Raw genomic sequence first — 23923 nt, 5'->3', positions numbered from 1 at the left:
CACATGAGAGTCTGGGCAGTTGCCAATCAAAAAGGTGGTGTTGGAAAAACCACCTCTACCATCGCGTTAGCCGGGCTGTTGGCCGAGGCGGGCAAGCGCGTGGTCGTGGTCGATCTGGATCCCCATGGCTCGATGACCAGTTACTTCGGTCACGACCCGGACACCCTTGAACACAGTGTCTATGACCTGTTTTTGAACAAGGGCAGTATTCCAGACGGCCTGCCAGGTCAGTTGCTGTTACCCACCAGCGACCAGCGTATTTCGTTGCTGCCGTCGAGCACTGCGCTGGCGACGCTTGAGCGCCAGACACCCGGGCAGAATGGCCTGGGTCTGGTGATCGCCAAAAGCCTGGCGCAGCTTTGGCAGGAGTTCGACTACGCGTTGATCGACAGCCCGCCGTTGCTGGGCGTGCTGATGGTCAATGCATTGGCGGCCAGCCAGCAGTTGGTGATTCCGGTGCAGACCGAGTTTCTCGCCGTCAAAGGCCTGGAGCGCATGGTCAACACGCTGGCGATGATTAACCGTTCGCGCAAGGTCCCATTGCCGTACACCATCGTGCCGACCTTGTTCGACCGACGTACCCAGGCATCCATGGGCACCCTGAAATTCTTGCGCGACAGTTTCCCCGAGCACGTCTGGAAAGCCTATGTGCCGGTGGACACCCGTTTACGCGACGCCAGCCGCAAGGGCGTGACGCCTTCGCAATTCGATAACAAAAGTCGCGCAGTGCTGGCTTATCGCGCGCTACTCAAGCATTTGCTGTCCGAACAGCTCATGGCGCAGGTGGCCTGACATGAGCATGTTGTCTTTATTTGCAGCGGGCACACAGAACCATTCAAGTCGGGGCTTACATTGGCCGATAACTCTATCAAGCGGTAAACGCGTCAATCATTGTGTGGCACCTGTATGAACCTGAACCGGCCTGTAGAGATAGCAACACGACCGCAGTTGGCGCTGCAGTCTTATCTGGATGCGCTGCTTCAGGACGCCACTGAAGATTTGCCCGAAGTATTGCCAGCCGAACCGCAGTTCTCGGCTGAGGATGATTTCGAAGCGGCGGTGCGTGAAGAGCAGGAGCATGACAAGCGCATGCAGGCGCTGGCGACACCGATAGCGGTGGCCGTCGCGGCTCCCGCGCCTGTTGCTGTGCCGGTTGCAGTCGCTGCGCCAGTGGTGGTACCGGTTGCGGCGCCAGTGGTGGCGCGGGTTGAAGTGGTTCCGGAAATCGCAGAAGTGGTTCCGGAACCAACCGTTAATTTGATCGAGCCGGTTGCCGAAGTACATCTCGCAACCGCCCAGGGCACACCGACACCGCCGCCTGCCAGCGACGGTCGACCAGCCTGGGCAGAGGAGCCGTTCGAATGCCTGTTGTTTGATGTCGCCGGCTTGACTTTGGCGGTACCGCTGGTTTGCCTGGGGTCGATTTATCCCTTGGCCGGTCATGATTTGACGCCGCTGTTTGGTCAGCCGGAGTGGTTCCTCGGAATCCTGCCGAGCCAGGGCGGCAACCTGAAAGTCCTGGATACCGCGCGCTGGATCATGCCGGATCGCTATCGCGATGATTTTCGCCAGGGCCTGCAGTATGTAATTTCGGTTCAAGGCTATGAGTGGGGGCTGGCGGTGCATCAGGTCAGCCGTTCGCTACGCCTTGATCCAAAGGAGATCAAATGGCGTACCCAGCGAGGGCAGCGTCCCTGGTTGGCGGGCACAGTGATAGAGCACATGTGCGCCTTGCTGGATGTTTCAGAGTTGGCCGAGTTGATAGCCAGTGGCGCGGTCAAGCAGATGCACAAAACCAAATAATCAAGAGGGGGCGTACAGCACGCTTCCTGCACAGCACACACGCGAGGGGTTGGGGTTATGAAGAAGTCGTCCGCACAAGGTTCCGAAGATCCTATTCTGCAGTGGGTTACTTTCCGCCTGGATAATGAGTCTTACGGCATCAACGTGATGCAGGTTCAGGAAGTGCTGCGCTACACCGAAATCGCTCCCGTACCGGGCGCCCCAAGCTACGTGCTGGGCATCATCAACCTGCGCGGTAACGTCGTGACCGTGATCGACACCCGTCAGCGTTTTGGCCTGGCACCGGTTGAAGTCAGCGACAACACCCGTATCGTGATCATCGAAGCTGACAAGCAAGTGGTCGGTATTCTGGTCGACAGCGTTGCTGAAGTGGTTTATCTGCGCCAGTCTGAGGTGGAAACTGCACCGAACGTGGGTAACGACGAATCCGCCAAGTTCATTCAGGGCGTCTGCAACAAGAATGGCGAGCTGTTGATCCTTGTCGAACTGGACAAGATGATGTCCGAAGAAGAGTGGTCCGAGCTGGAGAACATCTGATTGATTGAGGTAGCTGTCATTTTCCTGGGGGTTCTCTGGGTAGTGACCCTGGGTTGGTTCATCACTTACACCAAGCGCCAGCGCCAGCTCGAACTGAAAAGGGAAGAGCTGGACGTTTTACGTGATCAGCGCTTTCGGGAGCTGGCCAGGCGGGTGGACCATTTCCAGAGCGGTACCGTCAAGATGGGTGAGGCCCTGCATGAGCTGCGGGCGACTGTCGGGCCTTTGCCCGACAAACTCACCGCATTGGAGCAGCGTGACCCATCAACCCTTTCTTTCGCCCAGGCCGCACGCCTGGTCGGCATGGGCGCCAGTGTCGACGAACTCACTCAGGCCTGTGGTTTGACCCAGGCAGAGGCTCAGTTGATGAGCAAGCTGCATAGTCATAATCAGGGGTGATATTGGACGCTCCTCCATCTTGTGGGGGGGCATATCCGTTTCTGCGTTGATGGCTGATATTGGTTGCGCTTTTACAGCGCGTCACTTTTGAACAGCGCAAAAGTAAGCAAAACGCTCTTGCCCCACCACTCGGTCCCTCGCCTAGGCTCGGCATACCCGCCCGCAGATCCTGAACCGTGGGCCGCCGCAATGGGCCATCCATGGCCCGGTGCGGCTAACCCGGCGTCCTGCCGGGTTGCCGACGCTTCAGAATCTGCGTTCGGCCAGCGTGGTTTAACGGGGCGCCTCAGATCAAAATCAAAAGCGCGGCGGCCTGACAGCCGACCTGTTTTTCTTGGGTTTGCCGACATTCTGTAGGAGCTGCCGAAGGCTGCGAAGCGGGGTGTCAGACGATTTATTCGTTGGCTGTGGTGGCGTCTCGCGAACAAGTTCGCTCCTACCGGGGTGTTACCGCTATATCGCTTTGCTTTTGATCTGCTTTTGATCTTAAGCGCCCCGTTAAACCACGCCGGCCGGAATTCGATATTGCTGCGTGGGGCAAACCGGCAGGGATGCCGGTTTAGCCGCCTCAGGCCATGGATGGCCGGTGGCGGCGGCCCTACGCAGCAATGTCGGATTACGGGCATGCCGAGCGACAGCGAGGCACCCAGTGGTGGGGCAAGAGCGCTTTGGTTACTTTTGTCTGGGCCGGCTTCCGGATTTTCGAAAGTGACGCGCCGTAAGGGCGCAACCAATACCAGCCTTCACCCCAACAACGGATATGTACGCAAAGTAGCTTCACCACTTCGGCGTAATATCCCGCTCCACCGGCGGCGCATCCGGATCCTGACCCACCGGAAACTTGCCCTTCAAATGCCATGCAAAAGCAATGATCTCCGCAATGGTCCGATACAGCGGCTCTGGAATGCTGTCGCCCAGCTCCATACGCGCCAGTAACTTGACCAGCTCGGCATTCTCATAAATGGGCACTTCATACTCACGAGCAATGGCCAGAATGGCTTCGGCCAACTGATCGTCACCTTTGGCGCTCAAGGTCGGAGTGTGCGTGCCGTCGTAAGTCAGCGCGATCGCCTGACGCGGGTTTTGGTCGGGTTGGCTCATCAGGCGTTCTCGTCGATCCAGCGTTGTTGAAGGGTGGTGCGAGGGCCCTGATGCGGTACGCCCTGACTGCAGGCCAGTTCGCCCACCTCAAGGCCTGAGGCAATCAACCGCTCGCGCAAATACCCGAGCTCTTTGCTGATTAATGCAGCACTGTCGGCGCGCTCGGCCCAGAGCTGGCTCGACAACTTGCCACGAAGCAGTTGTGCCTGAACCTGAAGTGCGCCGAGGGGCGTCAGGTCAAAGGCCAGGTCGATCTTCCAGAGTTTCTCCCGGGCGTCCTTCGGCTCGCTGTCGTCCTTTTCCTGACTGCTGTCTTTTTCCGGCATGTCTTCGCGCTGTATCTTGACCTGCATCGGGACGATGTCCTGACCGTTGCGCATCGGGATTTCCAGTTGCCAGGTAGTCAACTGATTACCGTCGGCATTGGTCCGCGTCTGTTCCAGGCTTGCCAACTGATGGCTTTGCACGCGCGAAACCGCAGCGGCAGCGAGCTTGAGCAGAATTTCGAGGTCATCTTCCTTTCCACCTTTCACGGCGCGCGAGGGCAGCGGGAAGTGGACTGGCAAGGGCGGCGGTGCGACCAGCCCCATGGTGCCCAATGCGCTGCGCAATACACCGGGCATGGTCCTCGCCAGCATGTTGGAGGCAGCGGCAGCGTCGTAGCTGGTGTTGGCAGGCAGGCCCGGCAGCAACTGCGCGATGAGTTGCATCAGGTTGGCCTTCATGTCTGGCATCGCCATCGGGTTCATTCCCGAGAGCAGCTTTGCTTCCATGAACAGGCCGCTGGCGTTGATCGCCTGGGCGACGACGCGGGGATTGCTCATTTGCTCCATGTCCGGCAAATCCGCCAGCAACTGCTGAATGCTCGCTTGCAACGGTGTTGAGGGTGCGGGTGTTGCAGAACCAGAAGATGCAGGCGGCGGTTGAAGGTTGCGCAGCGCGTTGATCAACACGTCCAGGGAACCTTGGCGGTTTTGCTGAGTGGTGAGTTGCTGGGTCACCGCCAATTGATCAAGGTTGCTGGGCAGCGGCACGAAATTGAGCGACTGGCTGCCCTGCACCTGAGCGCTCAGCAATGAGCCGGGTCGTAGCGGCTGAGGGCTTTCGATGCTCAGGCTGGTCCCCGCCAGGGCTGTATTGAGCAGGATCACAATGGATTTATAAAGCGCTGGCTGCGCGGCGGATGATGTGCCGGGCTGCGCCGTCCCCAGGCCGGTCAGCTGATTCACGGCATCGGCCACAACCTGCGTAGTAAGCACCCGGGCCTGCAGCAATGTGCCCTGCGGTAACTGTTCGGTGTCGATGCTGGTCTGCAGGTTGTTCAACGCAGTGTTGACCTGCTGCAAGGTCATGGTCAGTGCATTGGCAGATGCTTGCGAGATTGAAAGCGTAGTGCCGGGTGTTAGGGGCAGGGGACTGGTCACACTGACGCTGGTCTGTAGACCATTACTCAGCGCCAGCTTGATCAGTAACTGGAAATTCTGTTGCAGTTGCTTGAGGGTGATCACCTCGGCAGAGACAGTCTCGCCCGGCTTTATAAGGTTTTCCATTGGCTGGAGGAGTTGAAGCACTTGCGCCGGGGAGAGGCCTGCGCGGCCCAGAGCGGTAGCGGCGGTAGTCGGTTGAAGGCTGGTGATGTCACCTGTCATGGAATCGCGACCTGTTGAAAATGCCCTCTTGTGGCGGACATGCCATGTATAATGCGGCCCGCTGTAGCAGCCACTGATACAAATGAAGTTGCCAATGTAACGGCCGTTTCAAAGCTGACTTGAACAGCCATTTCCTCAGACCGCATTTTCCGCGCTGTGTTCTGAAGCGACTATGCGGCACCGGGACCTCTGATGACTCCTTCTGCACCCTTTCTGCAAGCCATTGACCTGGCGTGTGAGCGCGACTGGCGAATGCTTTTCGAGCACCTCGACGTGCACGTACACGCTGGCGACCTGTTGCAGATCAGCGGCCCTAACGGCAGTGGCAAGACCAGTCTCTTGCGCCTGCTTTCCGGGCTTATGCAGCCGACTGCCGGTCAGGTACTGGTCAACGGTTTGCTGTTGAGCGAGCAGCGGATCGAATTGGCCCGCAACCTGCTCTGGATCGGCCATGCTGCGGGCATCAAGGATTTGTTGAGCCCTGTGGAAAATCTTGCCTGGCTGAGTGCGCTGCATCGTCCGGTTGAATCGGCGGCCATCTGGCAGGCACTGGAGGCCGTCGGGCTTCGGGGTTTTGAAGAGGTCCCGTGCCACACGTTGTCGGCCGGGCAGCAGAGGCGGGTCGCCCTGGCGCGTTTGTATCTGGATAGCCCGCCGATCTGGATCCTCGACGAGCCTTTCACCGCGCTGGACAAGCAGGGCGTCGCGCAACTGGAAGAGCATTTGGCCGGGCATTGCGAGCGGGGCGGCATGATTGTGTTGACCACTCACCACACTTTGAGCCGCACACCGGCCGGTTATCGCGACATTGATCTGGGGCAATGGGCCGTATGAGTCATGTGTTTACCCTGCTGATCGCACGCGAGGCACGCTTGTTGTTCAGGCGTCCCGCCGAACTGGCCAATCCACTGGTGTTCTTTGCGATTGTCATTGCACTGTTCCCGTTGGCGGTCGGTCCAGAGACGCAACTGTTGCAAACCTTGTCGCCGGGATTAGTCTGGGTGGCGGCCTTGTTATCGGTGCTGCTCTCGCTGGACGGCCTGTTCCGTAGCGATTTCGAAGACGGCTCTCTGGAGCAATGGGTGCTTTCCTCGCACTCTCTGGCCATGCTGGTGCTGGCCAAAGTGCTGGCTCATTGGACCTTTTCCGGGCTGGCACTGGTATTGTTGGCGCCGCTGCTGGCACTGATGCTGGGTTTGCCCACTCAATGCCTGCCGGTGTTGTTGCTGTCATTGCTGCTGGGGACGCCGGTATTGAGCCTGCTCGGTGCGGTCGGCGCAGCATTGACGGTGGGTTTGAAGCGCGGCGGTTTGTTACTGGCCCTGTTGATTCTGCCGTTGTATATCCCGGTTCTGATTCTGGGCAGTGGCGCGCTGCAAGCGGCATTGCAAGGTATGCCCGCGACGGGTTACCTGCTCTGGCTCGCCAGCCTGACCGCGCTTGCGGTCACCCTGACACCCTTTGCAATAGCGGCTGGCCTGAAGATCAGCGTCGGCGAATAAATGAGGTTCTGCCTGAATGACTCGTTTAGTCAGCAGCAAACCCGAGCGACACCGTGAGAAGGCAGTTTGATGAAAGGCAGCGTGATGAAAGACAACGCCAAACGCGGGTTGAGCTGGGCCTGGTTCCACAAGCTCGGTTCCCCCAAGTGGTTCTACGGCATCAGCGGGCGTCTGCTGCCCTGGTTAAGTATCGCCGCGGTATTGCTGATCGGTATCGGCGTCGTCTGGGGGCTGGCCTTTGCGCCACCGGATTACCAGCAGGGCAACAGCTTTCGCATCATCTATATCCATGTTCCGGCCGCCATGCTCGCGCAGTCCTGCTATGTGATGCTGGCGGTCTGCGGCGTGGTCGGGCTGGTGTGGAAAATGAAACTTGCCGACGTCGCGCTGCAAAGTGCTGCGCCCATTGGTGCCTGGATGACGGCACTGGCGCTGATCAGCGGCGCTATCTGGGGCAAGCCCACCTGGGGCTCGTGGTGGGTCTGGGACGCGCGTCTGACCTCAATGCTGATTTTGCTGTTCCTGTATCTGGGCCTGATCGTCCTCAGCAACGCCATCAGCAACCGTGACAGCGCCGCCAAGGCCTGCGCAGTGCTGGCCATTGTCGGTGTGATCAATATTCCGATCATCAAGTACTCGGTGGAGTGGTGGAGCACCCTTCATCAAGGCGTGACGTTCAGCCTGACGGAAAAACCGGCGATGCCTGCCGAAATGTGGCTGCCATTGCTGTTTACGGTGCTGGGCTTCTATTGCTTCTTCGGCACGATCGTTTTGCTGCGCATGCGCCTTGAGGTGCTCAAGCGTGAGGCCCGTGCCAGCTGGGTCAAGGCTGAAGTGCTCAAATCCCTGGGGCATCCGCCAGTGAAGGGGGATGCACAATGAAATTTGATTCATTCGGCGAATTTCTGGCCATGGGTCATCATGGTCTGTTCGTCTGGTCGGCCTATGGCATCTGCTTCGTGGTGCTGGCGATCAACGTGGCGTTGCCGCTGCTCGCCCGTCGGCGTTACCTGCAACAAGAGGCGCGTCGCCTGCGCTGGGAGAAACAGAAGTGAATCCGCTGCGTAAAAAGCGCCTGTTGATCATCGTGGCGATCCTCGCCGGTGTCAGCATCGCCGTCACTCTGGCCTTGAGTGCCTTGAAAGAAAACATCAACCTGTTCTACACCCCGACCCAGATTGCCAATGGCGAAGCACCGCTGGACACACGTATTCGTGCGGGCGGCATGGTGGAAAAAGGCTCGTTGCAGCGCTCGCCGGACTCGCTGGACGTGAAGTTCGTCGTCACCGATTTCAACAAGGCCGTGACCATCACCTACCGCGGCATCCTGCCGGACCTGTTCCGTGAAGGGCAGGGCATTGTTGCTCTTGGCAAGCTCACCGCAGACGGCGTGGTCGTGGCCGATGAAGTGCTGGCCAAGCACGATGAAAAGTACATGCCGCCGGAAGTCACCAAGGCGCTCAAGGAAAGCGGTCAACCCGCCCCGATTTCCTCAACACCATCGAAGCAGGGCTGATCATGATTCCTGAACTCGGCCATCTGGCCATGATTCTGGCGCTTTGCTTCGCCGTCGTGCAGGCCAGCGTGCCTTTGATTGGCGCCTGGCGTGGCGACCGGATGTGGATGGGCCTCGCACAACCTGCTGCCTGGGGACAATTCAGCTTTCTGGTCTTCGCCTTCGGTTGTCTGACCTACGCGTTCACGACCGACGACTTTTCCGTGGCCTATGTCGCTGAAAACTCCAACAGCGCCTTGCCCTGGTACTACAAGTTCAGCGCGGTATGGGGCGCACACGAAGGCTCGTTGCTCCTCTGGGCGCTGATTCTCGGTGCCTGGACTTTTGCCGTTTCGGTATTTTCCCGTCAGTTGCCGCAGGTGATGCTGGCCCGTGTGCTGGCGGTCATGGGCATGATCAGCGTCGGCTTCATGCTGTTCCTGATCCTGACATCCAACCCGTTTTCCCGAATTCTGCCGCAGGTGCCCACCAACGGCCGCGACCTGAATCCGCTGCTGCAGGATATCGGCCTGATTGTCCATCCGCCGATGCTCTACATGGGTTATGTCGGTTTCTCGGTGGCGTTCGCGTTTGCCATTGCCGCGTTGCTGGGCGGACGGCTTGATGCTGCATGGGCGCGTTGGTCACGTCCATGGACTATCGTCGCCTGGGCATTCCTGGGGATCGGTATCACCCTGGGATCATGGTGGGCTTATTACGAGCTTGGCTGGGGCGGCTGGTGGTTCTGGGACCCGGTGGAAAATGCCTCGTTCATGCCATGGCTGGTCGGCACTGCGCTGATTCACTCCCTGGCAGTGACCGAAAAACGTGGCGTGTTCAAAAGCTGGACCGTACTGCTCGCCATCGCTGCGTTTTCCCTGAGCCTGCTGGGGACATTCCTGGTTCGATCCGGCGTGCTGACCTCGGTGCATGCCTTCGCATCCGACCCGGAACGCGGCGTGTTCATCCTGATTTTCCTGCTGTTCGTGGTCGGCGGTTCGTTGACTCTGTTTGCCTTCCGCGCGCCGGTGGTCAAAAGCCACGTTGGTTTCGGTCTGTGGTCCCGTGAAACCCTGCTGCTGGGCAACAACCTGGTGTTGGTGGTGGCGGCCTCGATGATTTTGCTTGGTACGCTGTATCCACTGGTTCTCGACGCCATGAGTGGGGCAAAGATGTCCGTAGGCCCACCGTACTTCAACGCGTTATTTGTGCCATTGATGGGCTTGCTCATGGCGGTCATGGCCATTGGTGTGCTGGTGCGCTGGAAAGACACCCCGGTCAAATGGCTGGCGAGCATGCTCGCGCCTGTGCTGGTCGGCAGTGCCGTACTGGCGGTGATCGCCGGTTTCGCCATGGATGATTTCCACTGGGCGGTGATGGCGACTTTCATGCTGGCTGCCTGGGTGTTGCTGGCGGGTGTCCGCGATCTGTTGGACAAGACCCGCCACAAAGGCTTGATCAAAGGCTCGCGCAGCATGACTCGCAGTTACTGGGGGATGCAGCTTGCTCATATCGGCATCGCGGTGTGCGCCCTGGGCGTGGTGTTGTCCAGCCAGAACAGCGCCGAGCGTGACCTGCGCCTGTCGCCGGGCGAGTCCATGGAACTGGGCGGTTACACGTTCGTGTTCGAAGGTGCGCGGCATTATCAGGGGCCAAATTTCACCTCGGATCGCGGCACCGTTCGCGTGCTCGAGGACGGTAAGCAAGTGACCATCATGCACCCCGAGAAACGTCTCTACACCGTGCAGCAATCGATGATGACCGAAGCCGGGATCGACGCTGGTTTCACCCGTGACCTGTATGTCGCTATGGGTGAGCCATTGGGCGACGGTGCCTGGGCGGTGCGTGTTCACGTCAAACCGTTCGTGCGCTGGATCTGGTTCGGTGGATTGATCACCGCATTGGGCGGCGTGCTGGCAGCGATGGACAAGCGTTATCGGGTGAAGGTCAAAAGCAAGGTGCGTGATGCCTTGGGTCTGGAGGCTGCGGCATGAGGCGCTGGGTTCTGGCTGTTCCGTTGTTTCTCTTCCTTGGGGTGGTGGTGTTCCTGCTTTATCCGGCGCTCTACAAAGATCCGTCCGAGCTGCCATCGGCTTTGATCGACAAGCCGTTCCCGGAGTTTTCCCTGCGTGATGTGCAAAGCGACCGGATCATCACCCGTGCTGATTTGCTGGGTAAGCCGGCACTGGTCAACATCTGGGGCACCTGGTGTGTCGCCTGCCGGGTCGAGCATCCTGTCCTGAACAAACTGGCCCAGCAGGGCGTGGTGATCTACGGCGTCAACTACAAGGACATCAATGCTGATGCCTTGAAGTGGCTGAAGGAATTCCATAACCCGTATCAGTTGAACATTCGTGACGACGAAGGCCGCCTCGGCTTGAACCTTGGCGTCTATGGCGCACCGGAGACCTTTTTGATCGACAGCAAAGGCATCATTCGTCACAAGTTTGTCGGTGTGGTGGATGAGACCGTATGGCGTGAAAAACTGGCCGCCTTGTATCAGGGCCTTGTGGATGAGGCACGGCAATGAAGCGTTTACTTGCCGCTGTCGTTTTCAGCCTTGGCATTGTCAGCGTGGCGCATGCCGCCATCGACGCTTACGAGTTTCGTGATGACGCCGAGCGGGCCCGCTATTCCGAGTTGACCAAGGAGTTGCGTTGCCCCAAATGCCAGAATCAGGACATCGCCGACTCCAACGCGCCGATCGCTGCTGATCTGCGCAAAGAGATCTTTCGCATGCTCGGCGAAGGGCAGAGCAATCAGCAGATCATCGACTTCATGGTTGATCGCTACGGTGACTTCGTGCGCTACAAGCCTGCCCTCAGTGCCAAGACCTGGCTGCTGTGGTTCGGGCCTGCCGGTTTGTTGATCGGTGGCCTGGTGGTGATTGGTGTGATTGTCGTGCGTCGTCGTGGCCAGGGTCGCGAGGAAAATGATGTGCTTTCCGACGAGGAGCGTCAGCGCCTCGCAAATCTGCTGGATAAAAACCGCGAATGATTGATTTCTGGCTAGCCGCCGGCCTGCTGTTGCTGGTGGCCATGAGTTTCCTGCTGATCCCCGTACTGCGTGGTCGTCGCGCGCAAAGTGAAGAAGATCGCACCGCGCTCAACGTTGCCCTGTATCAGGAGCGCGTCGCTGAACTGCAAGGTCAGCAAAAGGAGGGCGTGCTGACCTCGACGCAAATGGACAGCGGTCGCGCCGAAGCGGCCCGTGAGTTGCTGGCAGACACCGAGGGCGCTGAACCATTGCGTACCTCGCGTCTTGGCAAGACTTTGCCATTGCTGGCCGCGTTTCTGGTGCCTTTGATGGGCATCGCTCTCTATATGCATTTTGGCGCCAGCGACAAAGTCGAACTGACCCGCGAATTTACCCAGCCTCCAGGCTCTATTGCCGAGATGACCAATCGCCTGGAGCGTGCCGTCAAAGCCCAACCGGATTCGGCAGAGGGTGTGTACTTCCTGGCTCGTACCTACATGGCTCAGGATCGCCCGGCTGATGCCGCCGCCATGTTCGAACGAGCGGTGGCACTGGCAGGTCGTCAGCCCGAAGTGCTCGGTCAGTGGGCGCAAGCGTTGTACTTCGCCAGTGACAAGAAATTCAGCCCTCAGGTGCAAGCCTTGACCAATGAAGCGTTGCAGGGCGACCCCAAGGAAGTCACCAGTCTTGGCTTGTTAGGGATTGCTGCTTTTGAAAGCCAGCATTATCAACAGGCTGTTGATTACTGGAAGCGCCTGTTGGCTGTGCTGCCTGCGCAGGATCCATCCCGGCAAGCACTGGAAGGTGGTATTGCCCGTGCCACTGAAAAGCTCGCTGAAAGCGGTGGCAAGGTCGAACAGCCTGCCGCCGCCGTTGCTAAAGCTGCATCTATCAAAGTGCGTGTCACTCTGGCCGCTGACCTGAAAGCCAAGGTAGCGCCGGGTGACAGCGTATTCATCTTCGCCCGCGCGGTAGGCGGCCCTCCGGCGCCATTGGCGGTCAAACGGGTGACGGTGGCGGACTTGCCCATTGAAGTCGAACTGGGCGATGCCGACGCGATGATGCCGCAACTGAAACTGTCGAACTTTCCGGAAGTCCAACTCGTGGCGCGGATATCCCGTGCAGGTCAGCCGACCACCGGCGAGTGGATCGGCCGCAGCAAGCCGCTGGCAAGCAATACCAAGGCCTTGCAGGCACTGACCATCGACAGCCCTGATCAGTAGAGAGCACGCTTATGTACCGCGCAGCCGCACGTATTACGTTATTGGGTCTGGTTATGGGCTTGAGCGCCTGTGCGGTCCAGCCCACCGGACCGCGCAGTCAGGAACCGATCCCGACGCTACCTGGTAAATCCCAACCCGGCACGCCGAGCACACCAGCACCCACGCCTGCCCCGAAAGCTCCGGCAGCAGGCCCGAAGACCTCCAGCAACTTCGCCCCGCCACCGGGTGGCAACAGCCACTGGGATGCGCGCCTGGGTGTGCACGTTCTGGACGACGAGACAGACACCTTCTACCGCCAGCGCACCTACTACCGCTGGAACAACGGCTGGACCTGGTCCACTGGCCGTAACGGGCCATGGCAGGAGACGGATTCCAGCGGTGTGCCGGCGGGGTTGGGTAAGCAGTTCGGGAATTGAAGTGGATCCAGTTCCCCTCTAGGAAACTGTAACTACCTGATTGGAATTCTTTTTCACCTGTAGGAGCGCGCTTGCCCGCGATTGCGTCAGTACAGGCGGGATATTAATTCACTGACAGATTGAATCGCGGACAGACGCTTTTATCAAACAAAGCATAAATCACTCAATAGGTGCGATTTTTATGTGGAAGCGGTGCTTACCCGCGATAAAGGCACCTCGATCTAACCGAGAATTGCATTCAGCCATATCGCGGGCAAGCCTCGCTCCCACAGGACCTACGCAGTCCTGTAGGACCGGCTTTAGCCGGGAGGAAGTCGGGGGGGGGGCGCTAAATTTTCTTTGGCGACATACCGCTCTCCCGGCTAAAGCCGGTCCTACAAGATCAAGAGCACGCTTGCAGGCAAACATAGAATCTCCCATCTCGCTGTGATCGAACCGCGTACTGTAGGCAATCATCAACGACTAGCCTTTTGCCCCGCGACTGCATGTATGAAATTTCTAAAAAGCGTTTTGTAGGCTCTGGCCATATAACACGGCAGGACTTCTCTCTTTCTCTTGAGTGAAGTTTCCGAGACAATCCCGACCACTTGTGTCTCCCCGTTCAGGCCACTAAGGTTCGTCGGTCACCGAAAAGTCGGTGACCGGGTTTAGTAGCCCGCGACGTGGAAGCACAATCCTCCTGAATTCAGGCGTTTTCAGACGCTTGAGCTTTATGGCGGCTGTGCTCAGGGCACCTTCGGGTGCGCCGGTCCAACGTCCCGGTCTACTAACCTGCGCACAGCTGCCACCCTATCGTTTAGTAGCGATGTCGGCAGCTTCCCTTGACGTTGGAGTTCTCAAAAAATGCCACATCTCTTACCCATGCCTCATTCAGATCTGGAAGAGGCCCTTGGTCATGCTTCCAATTTGCTGCAATGTGCAGCCGCAACAGCGTACGAAAGCGGTGACAGACTGACTGGTTCGGACCGCCATCTTGCATTGTCGGTGGTACATCTTATCGATATGGCCAAGACGGTAATTGATCATTCGTTGATCAGGCTGGAACAATTGCCCGAGGCGAGTTAGCCGGACGAATTCATTCTCTTTAGTGGTGTGATACGCAGGCGGTATTTGTGTTGATCTGGACCCTGAGCGAACGCATGGCGTATGGATAACGCTGTCCTGCTAGCAGCAAAAACGAAACGGCGACCCGAAGGTCGCCGTTTTTCATTTCAGACCAGCCCAATCACTTGCCGGTATAAATCTGATCAAACACCCCACCATCAGCAAAGTGGGTTTTCTGCACGGTGCGCCAGTCGCCAAAGGTTTTCTCTACCGAGAGGAAATCAACTTTCGGGAAGCGGTCGGTGTATTTGGCCAGGATCGCCGGATCGCGTGGACGAAGGTAGTTGTTAGCAGCGATTTCCTGACCTTCAGGGGACCACAGGTATTTCAGGTATTCCTCGGCGGCGGCGCGACTGTTTTTCTTGTCGACGACTTTATCCACCACGCTCACTGGCGGCTCTGCTTCTGCCGATACGCTCGGGTAAACCACTTCGAACTGATCACGACCGAATTCACGGGCGATCATTTCTGCTTCGTTTTCAAAGGTGATCAGCACGTCGCCGATCTGGTTGGTCATGAACGTGGTGGTTGCGCCACGGCCGCCGGTGTCTAGCACGGGTACGTGTTTGAAGAGGTTACCGACGAACTGCTTGGCAGCGGCTTCATCACCGCCGTTTTTCAGGGTATAGCCCCAGGCCGAGAGGTAGGTGTAGCGGCCGTTACCCGAAGTTTTCGGGTTAGGCACGATGACTTCAACACCGTCCTTGATCAGGTCAGGCCAGTCTTTCAATGCTTTTGGGTTGCCCTTGCGGACGATAAAAACCGTGGCCGAAGTGAATGGCGCGCTGTTGTTTGGAAGGCGCGTCACCCAGTTATCAGGAACCAGCTTGCCGTTGTCAGCCAATGCGTTGATGTCGGTGGCCATATTCATGGTGATAACGTCAGCAGGCAGGCCGTCGATGACCGAGCGGGCCTGTTTGCTGGACCCGCCGAAAGACATCTGCACCGCGATGTTTTCTTTGTGCTCGGCTTGCCAGTGCTTCTGAAATGCGGCGTTGTAGTCCTTGTAGAAATCACGCATGACGTCATACGACACGTTGAGCAGAGTCGGGGCGGCTTGGGCCGCGCTGCCCAAAGCCAGTCCTGCGGCGAGTAACGAAGCGGCGAAAAGTTTGTTCACTGCGCAATTCCTTTTTGGATGTACAGACATTGATGGCTTGATGCGCGCGACTATAGCCGGGGCGCATTAGGCGTTTAAAGATTTAAAAGGCATTTGCTTATGCTTTATTTTCCACCCGTGGAAAAAGCGCATTGCCGCAGCGTGAGCAGAAAGCCGCACCGTGTTCATGAGTGTTCTTCGAGCACACCGGACAATCATGCTTCAGCTGTTCGCCACGCATGGCGGTGGCGAGCTCCGCGGTGAAGATTCCGGTCGGTACGGCGATAATCGAATAACCGGTAATCATCACCAGTGCCGAGAGCATTTGGCCGACTGCAGTTCTGGGCACGATATCGCCATAGCCCACGGTAGTCAGGGTGACGATCGCCCAATAGATGCCTTTCGGAATGCTGGTGAAACCATGCTCGGGACCCTCGATCACGTACATGAGTGTGCCGAACACCACCACCAGCGTAGACACAGTGAGCAGAAACACGATGATCTTCTGCTTGCTGCCGCGTAGCGCCGAAAGCAGGTAATTGGCCTGCTTCAGGTATGGACTGAGTTTGAGCACCCGGAAAATCCGCAACATGCGGATGACCCGCACAATCAGCAGGTACTGCGCATCGCTGTAATAAAGCGCAAGGATGCCGGGCACGATGGCCAGTAAGTCCACCAGCCCGTAAAAGCTGAAGGCGTATTTCAGAGGTTGCGGAGAGCAGTAGAGGCGCAGGAGGTATTCGACGATGAATATGGCGGTGAAGCCCCATTCGGCATACGCCAACCAATCCCCGTAGTTGGCGTGGACGGCAGGAATGCTGTCGAGAACCACCACAATCAGGCTGAAAAGGATAACCACGAGTAACGTTTTGTCGAAGCGTCGTCCGGCAGGCGTATCGTTCTGGAAAATGACTATGCGTAACTGTTCGCGGCGACTGATGGTGCTGTCCATGGTGGATTCCGAATTCAGGATCGCAGCAGTCTACGCAAATTTCAGGGGCTGGTTTGCACTGTTGTATTGGAAGCGCAGGAACTGTGGGATCCTTTACTTGTCCGCAAGCTGATGACGTGGGACCGGCTTTAGCCGGGAAAGCTGCTTATCAGACGACACATTTTCAGTGACGGTACTGACCTCTTCCCGGCTAAAGCCGGTCCCACGACGGCGCAGCACCCTTGCGCGCAGAAAAAGAATCTTCCACAGGTTTATAAGCCCGTTACTAAACCCTGAACTGCCTCAACAGGCCATTCAACTGGTCGCTCATTTCTCGCAAGTGCACGCTTGCTTCCGTGGACTGTTCAGCTGCGATGGCAGTGCTCTGGGACAGCTGCGCCGCCTGGGTGACGTTCTGGTTGATGTCCTCCACCACATGGGATTGCTGCAATGTTGCGCTGGCAATTGATGCGTTCAGGCTGTTGAGGTTGCGCAGTGCCTGGCTGATCGAGGTCAGGCTTTGCCCGGCCTGATTGGCCTGCTCGATGGTCAGTTGCGATGAACGACTGCTGTCGGCGATGACTTTCACCGCGGCGTCAGAGTGCTTCTGCAAGCGTTCGATCATGCTCTGAATCTCGGCCGTCGACTTCTGCGTACGCTGGGCTAGCAAGCGAACCTCATCGGCTACCACCGCAAAGCCGCGACCCTGTTCCCCGGCGCGAGCGGCTTCGATGGCTGCGTTCAGGGCCAGCAGGTTGGTCTGCTCGGCAATCGAGCTGATGACCTCAAGCACACCGCCGATTTGCGTGCTTTCCGAAGACAGCGTGCGAATCACTTCTACCGCCTGATTAATGGTGCCGGACAGGTGATCAATCTGACGCAGGCTGCTGTCGATGTTGACCTGACCCTGATGCGCCTGAGATTCGGCGTCGCGCATTTCGTTGGCGGCGTGCTCGGCGTTCTTGGCTACGTCTTGTACGCCATAGGTCACTTCGTTGACGGCAGTCGCCACCAGTTCCATTTGCTGCGACTGTTGCTGGCTGCGGGCCTGGGCCTGTTCGGCATTGGTGCCCAAATCCGAGGAGGCTTTTTCCAGACCATTCGCTGATGCCTGAAGCTGCAAGACGACACCACGCAGCTTGGCGGTAAAGGCGTTGAAATGCTTGGCCAGTTGCGTGATTTCGTCGTTGCCTTCAGTTTTCAGAGAGCGGGTCAGATCACTTTCGCCACTGGCGATGTCAGCCATGGCCTGCACGGAATCACGAAGAGGGCGGACGATGCTGCGCGCAATCAGGATAACCAGCAGCGCCATGACTGCAATGATCGCCAGGCTGAACAATGCGGCTTTGATGGTCTGTTGCTGAAATTCTGCCTTCACGTCATCAACATACACACCCGAGCCCAGAATCCAGCCCCAGGGCGTAAACAGTTTCACGTAGGAGATTTTCCGGACAGGTTCACTGGCTCCCGGCTTGGGCCAGCGGTACTGAACCATGCCTGCGCCTTTCTCTTTGGCGACGGCAACCATTTCATTGAAGACCGCGAAACCGTCCGGGTCCTTGATGGCGGACAAATCCTGACCGACCAGCTTGGCGTTCATGGGGTGCATGATCATCACTGGACGCATGTCATTGATCCAGAAGTAATCGTCCTTGTTGTAGCGCATGCCGCGAATGGCATCGAGTGCCTGTTTCTGCGCGGCGTCACGGGTCAGCGTTCCGGCAGCTTCCAGGCCTTGGTAGTACTCCAAAATGCCACTGGCGCTCTGCACCACATGCATGGTCTTTTCCGCTTTGGCGGCGTAAAGGTCCGTATGCACTTGTTTGAGCATGGCGGCTGTCAGGATAAACAGCATCAATACGGAGACGACGAGGATCAGCCAGAGTCTCCGGCTGATGGATAAGCTGCGCATTGTCATGACCGGTTGCTCCGTCTTATTTTTTATTGTGTAGAGCGCTGTGCGCCGTGGGATTCACACTGAAGCCAGTCCCGTCTCGATAATAGCCTTTTGATACCCGTCGTCTAGCCCATCGCTACTAAAGTGGATGTCGGCGCTGAAAGGATAAACCTGAGTGAGCGGTAGGAGATTTCTCAAAATATCGTGCGGTATAGCGAAAGGCTTACATGAGTAAGGGAATTTCGCTCTATGAGCTGCCGCATTTGAGCGGTAGATTGGATCCATCACCGAAGCGAAGGAAGCGCTTCGGGATCAGGGATGATCGACCATTGCCAGGACGGCTACTGACAGGATGTCGGAATGGTCATGCAAAAAACCCGCTTCGGCGGGTTTTTTGTTGTTTGCGGGAAAGTGAGCCTTTGAGGCTGTTGAATCCACAGACTCTGTGCGAATGACGTGGGACCGGCTTAGCGGGGAAGAGGGCGGGACAGACGCTGAATCTTCATCTTCAGAAATATCGCCTTCCCGGCTAAAGCCGGTCCCACGTCATTGCGCCTACCCATCATTCCAAATCCCCATTCATGCGTTCTTTGGTTCAACATCCGGGGCGCAGCCTTTCAGCACCAGCCGGATGATTGTCTGGGTTGCCGCTTCGTAATCACTGTCTTCCAGCTTCGCCTTGCCGGTGACTGTCGATATCTGCCAGTCGAAGTCGGCATAGGTCTGGGTCGCAGCCCAGATCGTGAACATCAAGTGATGCGGGTCGATGGGCGCGATGAGGCCCTTGTCGATCCAGCCCTGAATACAATCGATGTTGTGCTTGGCTTGCCCGTTGAGCTGTTCCACCTGCTCGGGTGAGAGGTGCGGCGCACCGTGCATGATTTCGCTGGCAAACACCTTCGAGGCAAACGGCAGGTCGCGGGAAATCACAATCTTCGAACGAATGTAGGCGCTGAGCACCTCGGCGGGCACGCCCTCGCGATTGAATGGCGTGGAGGCCCGCAGGATCGGCTCGATAATGCTTTCGAGCACTTCGCGGTAAAGGTTTTCCTTGGACTTGAAGTAGTAGTAGACGTTGGGCTTGGGCACGCCAGCCTTGGCAGCGATATCGCTGGTTTTGCTGGCCGCAAAGCCTTTGTCGGCGAACTCTTCACTGGCGGCACGCAGGATCAGCTCTTTGTTGCGCTCGCGAATACTGCTCATAAACCAGAGGTTTCCTTGCCCGGTCGGCGGTCGCGCATGGTAGCACCCGCCTCGAGAACGTCTCAACATCGGGCAGCGACACAGGCTGCGCTGTGCTTCAATGGCGCCCGCGTGGCATCAATTGTGCTGCGCAATCGAACTTCAATGACGTATTCAAGGATATTGATTGTGGCTGCTGGAAGCTTGCTTACCCTTTTGGATGACATCGCGATGCTGTTGGATGATGTCTCTCTGGCCGCAAAGAAAACCGCGGGCGTGCTGGGCGACGATCTGGCGCTGAATGCCCAGCAGGTTACCGGGGTGTCCGCCGACCGTGAATTGCCCGTTGTGTGGGCGGTGGCCAAGGGTTCTTTTATCAACAAGGCAATTCTGGTGCCCGCCGCCTTGCTGATCAGTGCGTTTGCACCCTGGGCGATTCTGCCTCTGTTGATGATCGGCGGTGCTTACCTGTGTTTCGAGGGCTTTGAAAAAATTGCCCACAAATGGCTGCATCCTGAAACCGAGCAACAGCGTCAGGAGCGACGAGAGGCCGCAACGGGCAAGAATGTCGATATGGTCGCGTTCGAAAAAGACCGGATCAAAGGTGCCATTCGTACAGACTTCATCCTCTCGGCAGAAATCATCGTGCTGGCGCTTGGCGTCGTGTCCACCCGGCCGTTCCTGGATCAGGTCGGTGTGTTGGTGATCGTTGCGGTGCTGATCACTGCCGGTGTTTACGGTCTGGTAGCAGGCATCGTGAAACTGGACGATCTAGGCCTCTATCTGAAGAAAAGCGCCAAATCGGCCGTTCAAGGTATAGGTTCAGGGTTGTTGTGGCTGGCACCGGTATTGATGAAAATCCTTTCCATCGTCGGTACTGCTGCGATGTTTATGGTGGGTGGCGGTATCCTCACCCACGGTGTGCCGGTCGCTCATCACTGGATAGAAGGCGTAACCGAACAAGCGGCGCAAACGGTCGGTGGTTTTTCGATGGTTGTGCCTACTCTGCTGGACGCGGTCGCCGGTATCATCGCCGGGGCATTGGTCCTGCTGCTGGTCACGGTAGCGGGGAAAGTCTGGAAACTAATCAGGGCCTGATGGCTGGTCGACTTGAATGAATAGCCCACTGTTTTCCAGTGTTGTTGCGTATGCCCAGCAATGTGAGCGGCAGTTGGTCGAGATCCTGCATTTGCGGCCTACTCTGGATCGCAAGCAGGTGTCGGCCTGGGTCGATGAACAGAGTCACGCGCAGACCGAGAGTGATCCATTGGAGTTGCTGCGTGCGATCAACTCGAAAGTGCGGGCGGGCAAGCCGTTGCCGTGGGAGTAGATACGTAAAACTCTGGGCTCACGAGCTTCCTGTGGGAGCGAGGCTTGCCCGCGATGCATGAGACGCAGCCAGAAGACATACCGCGTTATCATTTATCACGAGCAAGCTCACTCCTACAGGATCCATGTTTGCCGCACGGCGTCTGGACGACGGGGGCGCTACTACAGATTTCGTATTCGAATCAGAAGAACACTTTCACCAGCAAACTTGCGGTGTTCTGGTTGGTATCAAAGAACTTGGTGTCTTCGATGCCGTATTTGTCTGACCAGTAATCGTACTCGATACCGACATACAGCTGACGGTCCGGCAGGTTGATGGCTTTGCCCAGGTCGTATTTGATTTGCGGGTTGAAGTGCACGTTGGATTTGTATTCGCCATTGCGGTCGGACTTGTTGTCCACGACCCAGTCAATGAAGCCGTCGATCAGGATGTCGGATTTGCCCACCGGGATCGTGTAAGACCAGACCGGCGTGACCTGCCAGGCGCCGTAACCCGCACGATGACCGTCGGTGTAGCGCTTGTAGAAGTTCAGCTGGAAGTAATCGAAACCCGGGATGTTCAAGTCAAAGCCCGGACCAATCAGGTACGACTCGTTATCGCCTTCGCCAAACTCGTAAGTGGCCGCCAGCAATACATCGGAGATCGGGCCGAATTCGAATTTCTGACCAAAGATCTTGCCCATGGACAGGCGCGGGGAGATTTCACCGTAATAGGTGTTATCACCGTTGGTGGCGTCTCCTTTGCCGTTATAGAAGATCTTGTCGATGAACAGGAAGTTATCGCCGTATTTCCAGCCGTCAGCGTGTTCAAAAGTGAACGTCTGCTGGTTTGACGGATTGACTGTAAAGTCGCGACCGTTGAGGTAAGTCAGGCTGTTGCTCTGCCATTGCAGCAGGCCGTCGGCCATGCTTTGTCCGGACGCCAGAAGACTGCCGGCAACTATCGCGCTGGAAATAATACGGTTCATTCAATGCTCCCCTGATGGATCGATATGGTCTTTTTTTGGGTGCTCTTTTTAGGCACTTTTCCGCGGTTAAAACATGTCTGTTTGGTCAGCTTTGACTACATAGCAAGAGCTGAGCCAATGCTGATTGAAAAGCGCACGAAAGTGCTATCGGCTGCATCTTTAACAGTCGATCGAGGCTTTTCTTCAGAAAACGTGACAGTTGACCGGCTGGTCAGTTAGTTGTCTGTTCAGTCAGCATTGCAACACGGCGGGTTTTAACGCGGCGGCGGAGGATATTGGCTGCGGGCGTTTCGTGCAAGTGCTCTGGGACGGGGCAGCGCGAACAATTGTGGGGCGTGAATTGATGTTTCATATACCTGACTGTAGGAGCTGCCGAAGGCTGCGATGGCGGTGTATCAGAGCGAACGCCATCGCAGCCTTCGGCAGCTCCTACAGTCAGGTGTTCGGCCAGCGATCAGCGGGTCTGCGCACCTGTTGTAACCCACGCCCCAATCAACTCCCGCTCCTGCTGAGTCATCTGGGTGATGTTGCCCAGTGGCATGATCTGCGAGGTCACGGCCTGGGCCTGAATGCGCGGGGCCATTTGCTTTATCTGTTCCGCGGTGTCGAACATCACGCCGGCGGGCGCAGCGCTGAACAGCTGGCTGGTGGGCCTGGCGGAATGGCAGACGGCGCAGCGTTCATGGATCACGCTCTGCACTTTCCCGAAGTCCACACCTGGGCTGGCAGCTGCAGCCTCTGCAACAGGTTCCGGAGGCGGAGCGGGGCGTACTTCGTCATGGCGATAGCCGCCGACGGCGGTGCCCGGTAATGGCTGATATTCGATCTTCGCTGCTTGCGCCGGTTTCGGCAGTGGCGCAGGGCCGGTGACGTAAGCCAGGCAGATCATGCCCAGTGCGGCGACGGGCAGGGTCCAGGCGAACTTGTGACTGTTGTGCCGCGTATTGAAGTAGTGACGGACCAGCACCGCCAATACGCCGATCCCGGCCAGGATCAGCCAGTTATATGAGCTGCCGTAAGTGCTCGGGAAATGGTTGCTGATCATGATGAACAGCACCGGCAAGGTGAAGTAGTTGTTGTGGCGCGAACGCAGCAAGCCTTTGGCGGGCAGCGATGGATCCGGTGTGCGGTTCTCGGCGATGGCTGCTACCAACGCACGCTGGGCAGGCATGATGATGCGGAATACATTGCCGACCATGATCGTGCCGATGATGGCGCCAACATGCAGATAAGCCCCGCGGCCGCTGAACACTTTGCTGAAGCCATATGCCGCCGCGATAACCAGTACGAACAGGATCAGGCCGAGCAGGCCAGGGCGTTTGCCCAACGTCGAATCGCAGAGAAAGCTGTAAACGAACCAGCCGACAAACAGCGAGCCAAGCCCGAGTGCCACTCCTTCCGGGCCGGACAGGCTGCTGCCTGGTGCGAGCAGGTACAAGGTCGGATTGGCGTAGAACACCAAGCACAGCATGGCCACGCCTGACAGCCAGGTGAAATACGCTTCCCATTTGAACCAGTGCAGGTTCTCAGGCATGGTCGGTGGGGCGAGTTTGTATTTTTCCAGGTGGTAGATACCGCCACCGTGAATGGCCCATAAATCCCCGGACAAGCCATCGCGCGGGTTGACCCGGTTCAGGTTGTTTTCCAGCCAGACAAAGTAGAACGATGCGCCAATCCAGGCGATGCCGACAATCATGTGAATCCAGCGCACGCTGAGATTCAGCCATTCCATCAAATGTGCTTCCACGGGGGTTACCTTCTACCTGTCGTCACTTCTCGGACGTTCAAGCTTCTACGGGTGGGGGTCGAGAACCAGCTTCTGGCTCTCAGCGAAAAAATGCTCATCGCAGTTATTGCCAGCTCCACTGCGATCAACCACCAGGAAGTCATCCCGCTTTTCGATCGTCAGCACCGGGTGGTGCCAGACGCCGCGATGGTAATTAACACCCTGCCTGCCGTTGGTCACGAAGGCACGGGTCAGCTCTGAATCAGGTTCATCGCCAATGGGCGCGACCACGATCAGAAAAGGGTTGCCGAGCAGTGGCACAAACGCCTGACTGCCCCGCGGATGGCGCTCCAGCATGCTGATGATCAACGGCATCTGCAGCGCCTCGGCACGGAAGATACTGATGATCGCTTTGTCGTCCGGCGCCGTGGTTTGTACCTCGGCCAGACGATGAAAGCGCTGGGTCGAACCGTTGTTGATCATGAAGTGATCGCTGCCGTCGGTTTCGATGACATCTCCGAACGGGGCAAAAGCTTCTTTGGTCAACGGCTCGATGGTCAGTGTGCGCATGCTGGGTCTTCTGTTT

26 protein-coding genes are annotated in these 23923 nt (G+C 57.5%); 17 read left to right on the top strand and 9 right to left on the bottom strand.

Annotated elements, in window-relative coordinates:
• Nucleotides 1–3 precede the first annotated feature (3 nt).
• From CKW31_RS21440 to CKW31_RS21425, 4 genes are all read left to right on the top strand, one after another.
• Complete coding sequence (locus CKW31_RS21440) at nucleotides 4–792, top strand: ParA family protein (protein ID WP_095099731.1); 789 nt, start codon at nucleotides 4–6, stop codon at nucleotides 790–792.
• A gap of 114 nt (nucleotides 793–906) precedes the next feature.
• Nucleotides 907–1803: a CheW domain-containing protein gene (locus CKW31_RS21435; protein WP_095099729.1), complete on the top strand. Its 897-nt coding sequence runs from the start codon at nucleotides 907–909 to the stop codon at nucleotides 1801–1803.
• A 57-nt stretch (nucleotides 1804–1860) separates the two neighbouring features.
• Nucleotides 1861–2340, top strand: a complete 480-nt coding sequence (locus CKW31_RS21430) for a chemotaxis protein CheW (protein WP_087266835.1) — start codon at nucleotides 1861–1863, stop codon at nucleotides 2338–2340.
• Nucleotides 2341–2739: a DUF2802 domain-containing protein gene (locus tag CKW31_RS21425; protein WP_095099726.1), complete on the top strand. Its 399-nt coding sequence runs from the start codon at nucleotides 2341–2343 to the stop codon at nucleotides 2737–2739.
• A gap of 777 nt (nucleotides 2740–3516) precedes the next feature.
• Here CKW31_RS21425 and CKW31_RS21415 read toward each other — a convergent pair.
• Together CKW31_RS21415 and CKW31_RS21410 are read right to left on the bottom strand one after the other, a co-directional pair.
• Entirely contained in the window at nucleotides 3517–3840 is a 324-nt protein-coding gene (locus tag CKW31_RS21415) for an EscU/YscU/HrcU family type III secretion system export apparatus switch protein (protein ID WP_095099724.1), read from the bottom strand.
• Nucleotides 3840–5489 (bottom strand): flagellar hook-length control protein FliK, encoded by a 1650-nt coding sequence (locus tag CKW31_RS21410; RefSeq protein WP_095099720.1) that lies wholly within the window; start codon nucleotides 5487–5489, stop codon nucleotides 3840–3842. The genes CKW31_RS21415 and CKW31_RS21410 overlap by 1 nt, the downstream gene beginning before the upstream one ends.
• Nucleotides 5490–5681: 192 nt before the next feature.
• Here CKW31_RS21410 and ccmA point away from each other — a divergent pair, with 192 nt between their 5' ends.
• The 11 genes from ccmA to CKW31_RS21355 all read left to right on the top strand — a co-directional run bounded on the left by ccmA (nucleotide 5682) and on the right by CKW31_RS21355 (nucleotide 14166).
• Complete coding sequence (gene ccmA / locus CKW31_RS21405; protein WP_095099717.1) at nucleotides 5682–6323, top strand: cytochrome c biogenesis heme-transporting ATPase CcmA; 642 nt, start codon at nucleotides 5682–5684, stop codon at nucleotides 6321–6323.
• Nucleotides 6320–6991 carry a heme exporter protein CcmB gene (gene ccmB / locus CKW31_RS21400; RefSeq protein WP_095099780.1) on the top strand — a complete coding sequence of 224 codons (672 nt, stop codon included), beginning with the start codon at nucleotides 6320–6322 and terminating at the stop codon, nucleotides 6989–6991. The genes ccmA and ccmB overlap by 4 nt, the downstream gene beginning before the upstream one ends.
• Nucleotides 6992–7075: 84 nt before the next feature.
• On the top strand, nucleotides 7076–7873 hold the full coding sequence (locus tag CKW31_RS21395; RefSeq protein WP_095099777.1) for a heme ABC transporter permease: 798 nt from the start codon (nucleotides 7076–7078) through the stop codon (nucleotides 7871–7873).
• Nucleotides 7870–8046: a heme exporter protein CcmD gene (gene ccmD, locus CKW31_RS21390; protein ID WP_027898026.1), complete on the top strand. Its 177-nt coding sequence runs from the start codon at nucleotides 7870–7872 to the stop codon at nucleotides 8044–8046. Before CKW31_RS21395 ends, ccmD begins: the two co-directional genes overlap by 4 nt.
• On the top strand, nucleotides 8043–8507 hold the full coding sequence (ccmE, locus tag CKW31_RS21385; protein WP_095099714.1) for a cytochrome c maturation protein CcmE: 465 nt from the start codon (nucleotides 8043–8045) through the stop codon (nucleotides 8505–8507). Before ccmD ends, ccmE begins: the two co-directional genes overlap by 4 nt.
• Nucleotides 8508–8509: 2 nt before the next feature.
• On the top strand, nucleotides 8510–10480 hold the full coding sequence (locus tag CKW31_RS21380) for a heme lyase CcmF/NrfE family subunit (RefSeq protein ID WP_095099711.1): 1971 nt from the start codon (nucleotides 8510–8512) through the stop codon (nucleotides 10478–10480).
• Nucleotides 10477–11016, top strand: a complete 540-nt coding sequence (locus tag CKW31_RS21375) for a DsbE family thiol:disulfide interchange protein (RefSeq protein ID WP_095099708.1) — start codon at nucleotides 10477–10479, stop codon at nucleotides 11014–11016. The genes CKW31_RS21380 and CKW31_RS21375 overlap by 4 nt, the downstream gene beginning before the upstream one ends.
• A complete protein-coding gene (locus CKW31_RS21370; protein ID WP_095099705.1) occupies nucleotides 11013–11483 on the top strand; it encodes a cytochrome c-type biogenesis protein in 471 nt (156 codons plus the stop codon). Before CKW31_RS21375 ends, CKW31_RS21370 begins: the two co-directional genes overlap by 4 nt.
• On the top strand, nucleotides 11480–12685 hold the full coding sequence (gene ccmI / locus CKW31_RS21365; RefSeq protein ID WP_095099702.1) for a c-type cytochrome biogenesis protein CcmI: 1206 nt from the start codon (nucleotides 11480–11482) through the stop codon (nucleotides 12683–12685). Before CKW31_RS21370 ends, ccmI begins: the two co-directional genes overlap by 4 nt.
• A gap of 11 nt (nucleotides 12686–12696) precedes the next feature.
• Nucleotides 12697–13101: a hypothetical protein gene (locus tag CKW31_RS21360; protein WP_095099698.1), complete on the top strand. Its 405-nt coding sequence runs from the start codon at nucleotides 12697–12699 to the stop codon at nucleotides 13099–13101.
• 843 nt (nucleotides 13102–13944) lie between these two features.
• Complete coding sequence (locus tag CKW31_RS21355) at nucleotides 13945–14166, top strand: DUF6124 family protein (protein WP_095099695.1); 222 nt, start codon at nucleotides 13945–13947, stop codon at nucleotides 14164–14166.
• Nucleotides 14167–14326: 160 nt separating this feature from the next.
• Here the strand turns inward: CKW31_RS21355 and CKW31_RS21350 are convergent, their stop codons facing one another.
• The 4 genes from CKW31_RS21350 to CKW31_RS21335 form a co-directional block, all read right to left on the bottom strand.
• Nucleotides 14327–15325 carry a sulfate ABC transporter substrate-binding protein gene (locus CKW31_RS21350; RefSeq protein ID WP_176469939.1) on the bottom strand — a complete coding sequence of 333 codons (999 nt, stop codon included), beginning with the start codon at nucleotides 15323–15325 and terminating at the stop codon, nucleotides 14327–14329.
• A gap of 97 nt (nucleotides 15326–15422) precedes the next feature.
• The gene (locus tag CKW31_RS21345) at nucleotides 15423–16256 is read right to left on the bottom strand and encodes an ion transporter (protein WP_095099689.1); all 834 of its coding nucleotides are present in this window, start codon (nucleotides 16254–16256) and stop codon (nucleotides 15423–15425) included.
• A 265-nt stretch (nucleotides 16257–16521) separates the two neighbouring features.
• Complete coding sequence (locus CKW31_RS21340; protein WP_095099687.1) at nucleotides 16522–18153, bottom strand: methyl-accepting chemotaxis protein; 1632 nt, start codon at nucleotides 18151–18153, stop codon at nucleotides 16522–16524.
• 558 nt (nucleotides 18154–18711) lie between these two features.
• Nucleotides 18712–19335 carry a TetR/AcrR family transcriptional regulator gene (locus CKW31_RS21335; RefSeq protein WP_095099684.1) on the bottom strand — a complete coding sequence of 208 codons (624 nt, stop codon included), beginning with the start codon at nucleotides 19333–19335 and terminating at the stop codon, nucleotides 18712–18714.
• A gap of 168 nt (nucleotides 19336–19503) precedes the next feature.
• Between CKW31_RS21335 and CKW31_RS21330 the strand changes: the two genes are divergently transcribed.
• Both CKW31_RS21330 and CKW31_RS21325 read left to right on the top strand, forming a co-directional pair.
• Complete coding sequence (locus CKW31_RS21330; protein WP_095099679.1) at nucleotides 19504–20412, top strand: DUF808 domain-containing protein; 909 nt, start codon at nucleotides 19504–19506, stop codon at nucleotides 20410–20412.
• A gap of 16 nt (nucleotides 20413–20428) precedes the next feature.
• Nucleotides 20429–20644 carry a hypothetical protein gene (locus CKW31_RS21325; protein WP_246475256.1) on the top strand — a complete coding sequence of 72 codons (216 nt, stop codon included), beginning with the start codon at nucleotides 20429–20431 and terminating at the stop codon, nucleotides 20642–20644.
• A gap of 181 nt (nucleotides 20645–20825) precedes the next feature.
• Here CKW31_RS21325 and CKW31_RS21320 read toward each other — a convergent pair whose 3' ends face one another.
• The 3 genes from CKW31_RS21320 to CKW31_RS21310 form a co-directional block, all read right to left on the bottom strand.
• Nucleotides 20826–21611: an outer membrane protein OmpK gene (locus CKW31_RS21320; RefSeq protein WP_095099676.1), complete on the bottom strand. Its 786-nt coding sequence runs from the start codon at nucleotides 21609–21611 to the stop codon at nucleotides 20826–20828.
• A 454-nt stretch (nucleotides 21612–22065) separates the two neighbouring features.
• Entirely contained in the window at nucleotides 22066–23358 is a 1293-nt protein-coding gene (locus CKW31_RS21315; RefSeq protein WP_095099673.1) for a urate hydroxylase PuuD, read from the bottom strand.
• 45 nt (nucleotides 23359–23403) lie between these two features.
• Nucleotides 23404–23907, bottom strand: a complete 504-nt coding sequence (locus CKW31_RS21310) for an ureidoglycolate lyase (RefSeq protein WP_095099670.1) — start codon at nucleotides 23905–23907, stop codon at nucleotides 23404–23406.
• Between the last annotated feature and the right edge of the window lie 16 nt (nucleotides 23908–23923).

The organism is Pseudomonas sp. Irchel 3A5, from assembly GCF_900187575.1.
Classification (GTDB): domain Bacteria; phylum Pseudomonadota; class Gammaproteobacteria; order Pseudomonadales; family Pseudomonadaceae; genus Aquipseudomonas; species Aquipseudomonas folii.
The sequence above is the reverse complement of the archived record's forward strand: the minus strand, read 5'-3'. Positions and strand labels throughout refer to the sequence as shown.